This is a genomic window from Aquitalea sp. S1-19, from assembly GCF_024343515.1.
Genome location: NZ_RJTZ01000173.1, coordinates 1 through 3,486, shown reverse-complemented (window position 1 = coordinate 3,486; position 3,486 = coordinate 1). Strand labels below are relative to the sequence as shown.

At 59.6% G+C, this 3,486-nt stretch carries 4 protein-coding genes; all 4 read left to right on the top strand.

What is annotated here, in order from left to right:
* A partial coding sequence (locus tag EGI20_RS16570; RefSeq protein ID WP_498632795.1) for a RipA family octameric membrane protein occupies window positions 1-530 on the top strand: 530 nt, incomplete at its 5' end.
* A 196-nt stretch (window positions 531-726) separates the two neighbouring features.
* Window positions 727-1,899: a phosphoglycerate kinase gene (locus tag EGI20_RS16565; protein ID WP_498632793.1), complete on the top strand. Its 1,173-nt coding sequence runs from the start codon at window positions 727-729 to the stop codon at window positions 1,897-1,899.
* A 209-nt stretch (window positions 1,900-2,108) separates the two neighbouring features.
* On the top strand, window positions 2,109-2,732 hold the full coding sequence (locus EGI20_RS16560; protein ID WP_124735487.1) for a LysE family translocator: 624 nt from the start codon (window positions 2,109-2,111) through the stop codon (window positions 2,730-2,732).
* A gap of 89 nt (window positions 2,733-2,821) precedes the next feature.
* A partial coding sequence (locus EGI20_RS16555) for a ketose-bisphosphate aldolase (protein WP_498632791.1) occupies window positions 2,822-3,486 on the top strand: 665 nt, incomplete at its 3' end.

Sequence of the window (3,486 nt, the reverse complement as noted above, 5' to 3'; positions counted from 1 at the left end):
CTAGGGATTTGGAGATACAAAATCTGAATAGCCGAAATAATTTCTTCATGATTTTTCAAGGTGTATTGCTGGCTGGTCTTTTGCAGGCGCAAGGCAAATACACTAAAACTCTGATAGTTTTTACATGCCTGCTTGGGATTGCTATTTCGGTTTGCCAAGCCTTTACGGCAGCGGGAGCAAAATTCTGGCAGGCCCGATGGGAACAGAAGGTAAAAGATACAGAAATAAGGCTTCTTTCTGTTTTGGGTGCGCCTAAGTACGAGTTGTTTTCTGGGAAAATTGAGGCCGCAAAAAAAGATGTTGAAAGAAGCATGAGAGACGACTCTCCTTTTGACAAGCCCGTAAATTTCTTGATTTCTAAAAAATTCTCCGTAGGAAAGATGCCGATTTACGTTGGCTTGGCTCTTTCTGCTTTTTGGTTTGCGTTGCTAGTTAATACGTTCTCTGTTGATTTTGATTTTAAAGCCAATAATTTGATACTTCCGCCCGAAAATACGGCAGTGGATTCACGATCTAGAGAAGGCAATTAAGCGAGTAGGGTAGGTCAGATGGCAAAACCGCCATAACCCACCACAATCTGCCCACGCTAATGAATGGTGGGTTACGCCGCCGCAGGCGGCTAACCCACCCTACGAATAAACACGGAAACACGAGCGGCCATCAGGAAACGGTTTTGCTAAAAACCTGTTCCCCATTTCCGACTCCCCATTCCCCAACGGAGTGACCATGCAATTCAAGAAGCTGACTGAACAGAACCTCGCCGGGCAACGCGTGCTGATCCGCGTCGATATGAACGTGCCGGTGAAAAACGGCGTGATCGGTGACGACACCCGTATCCGCGCATCCTTGCCGTCCATCCTGCACTGCCTGAAGGCCGGTGCGTCGGTGATCCTGATGACCCACCTCGGCCGTCCGACCGAGGGCGAGCCCAAGCCGGAAGACAGCCTGGCGCCGGTGGCCAAACGCCTGTCCGAACTGCTAGCACAGGAAGTGAAAGTGGTCGCCGACTGGCAGGCTGGCATCGAACTGAAAGCCGGCGACGTGGTGATGCTGGAGAACGTGCGATTGAACCGCGGCGAGAAGAAGAACAACGAAGAACTGGGCCAAGCTTACGCCAGCCTGTGCGACGTGTTCGTCAACGACGCCTTCGGCACCGCGCACCGTGCCGAAGCCTCGACCCACGCGGTGGCCAAGTTCGCGCCCGTCGCCTGCGCCGGCGTGCTGCTGACTGCCGAACTGCTGGCGCTGGGCAAGGCGCTGCAGTCGCCGGCCCGTCCGCTGGTGGCGATTGTGGCCGGCTCCAAGGTGTCGACCAAGCTGACCATTCTGGAGTCACTGGCCGACAAGGTTGACCAGCTGATCGTCGGCGGTGGCATTGCCAATACCTTCCTGTTGGCCGAGGGCAAGAATATCGGCAAATCGCTGGCCGAAGCCGATCTGGTAGGCGAAGCGAAGAAGGTGATCGAGAAGATCCGCGCCCATGGTGGCGAAGTGCCGCTGCCGACCGATGTGGTGTGCGCGCCGGAGTTCTCCGAGAACGCCGAAGACACGCTGAAAAACGTGGCCGACGTCACCCGCGACGACATGATCCTCGACATCGGCCCGGATTCGGCCAAAGAACTGGCCGAGATCGTGGCCAAGGCCGGCACCGTGGTATGGAACGGCCCGGTCGGCGTGTTCGAGTTCGAGCAGTTCAGCCATGGCACCCGCACCCTGGCCGAGGCGATTGCCGACTCCAAGGCGTTCTCGATCGCTGGCGGCGGCGACACCCTGTCGGCAATTGCCAAGTTCGGCGTGACCGACAAGATCAGCTATATCTCGACCGGCGGCGGCGCCTTCCTCGAGTTCCTCGAAGGCAAGGAACTGCCGGCGGTGGCGATTCTGGCCGAGCGCGCCTGACCCTCACCCAGCGCTGACGCGCCACCCTCTCCCGCCTGCGGGAGAGGGATAATTGGCTAGCTTGTTTTTTGGCGACGGGCGAAGATCGTTTTACGGCAGCAATCTCCCCTCGCCCGCTGGCGGGAGAGGGGCTGGGGGGTGAGGGCCGCATGGCCTTGTTAGCGCGTATCGCATAAACTTACGCATTAGCTCATACATTAGGCGTAAAAATGCCCCTGGAAACCTGGCTGCTCTATGTAGTGACGGTGTTTTTCGTCTCGGCTACGCCGGGGCCGAATATGCTGCTGGCGCTGAACCACGGCATACGCTACGGCGTGCGCCATACCTTGCCCACGCTGCTGGGCTTGTTGTCGGCGCTGGGGCTGATCATGGCCGGCTCAGCCGCAGGCCTGGGGGCGCTGTTGGCTGCGTCGGAGACGGCATTTGCCGTGGTGAAGTACAGTGGTGCAGCGTATCTGATTTATCTGGGGATCAAGACCTGGCGCGCGCCGCCACAGCCGCTGAGCAGCGACGACACCGTGCCGCACGGTGCGGCATGGCAGCGTTTTTCCACCGGCTTTCTGGTGGCGATGAGCAACCCCAAGGCCTTTGTATTTTTTGCCGCGCTCTTCCCGCAGTTTATGGATTCACGCTTGCCGCAAGGCCCGCAACTGGCGATACTCGCGGCGACTTTTTACGTGATCGAGACCAGCTGGCAGTTTGCCTATGCCGGCGGCGGCGCACGGCTCAGGGTGTGGCTGGACAGCCCCAAGCGGCTTAAATGGATGAACCGCGCAGCCGGCGGCGCTTTTGGCCTGGCCGGCGTGGCGCTGACCGCGGTCTCGCGGCACTGATGCAGAACGGGCGGCCCACGGGCGGCCAAAATTGAAGAATCGGATTGGTAGCGGCCATCAGGCCGCTGCCGCAACACACGGAGATAGAGATGGCACTCGTTTCGATGCGACAGCTGCTGGACCATGCGGCAGAATTTTCCTATGGCCTGCCGGCGTTCAACGTCAATAACCTCGAGCAGATGCGCGCGATCATGGAAGCGGCCGACAAGTGCGACGCACCGGTGATCGTGCAGGCTTCGGCCGGTGCCCGCAAATACGCCGGCGCCCCGTTCCTGCGCCATATGATTCTGGCGGCCATCGAAGAATTCCCGCATATCCCGGTGGTGATGCACCAGGATCACGGCACCAGCCCGGACGTATGCCAGCGCTCGATCCAGCTCGGCTTCTCCTCGGTGATGATGGACGGCTCGCTCAAGAGCGATGGCAAGACTCCGGCCGACTACGCCTACAACGCCGATGTGACCCGCACCGTGGTCAACTTCGCCCACGCCTGCGGCGTGTCGGTGGAAGGCGAGATCGGCTGCCTGGGTAGCCTGGAAACCGGCATGGCCGGCGAAGAAGACGGTGTGGGCGCCGAAGGCGTGCTCGACCACAGCCAGCTGTTGACCGACCCGGAAGAAGCCGCCCAGTTCGTCAAGGACACCGGCGTCGATGCGCTGGCGATCGCCATCGGCACCAGCCACGGCGCGTACAAGTTCACCAAGAAGCCAACCGGCGACGTGCTGCGCATCGACCGCATCAAGGAAATCCACGC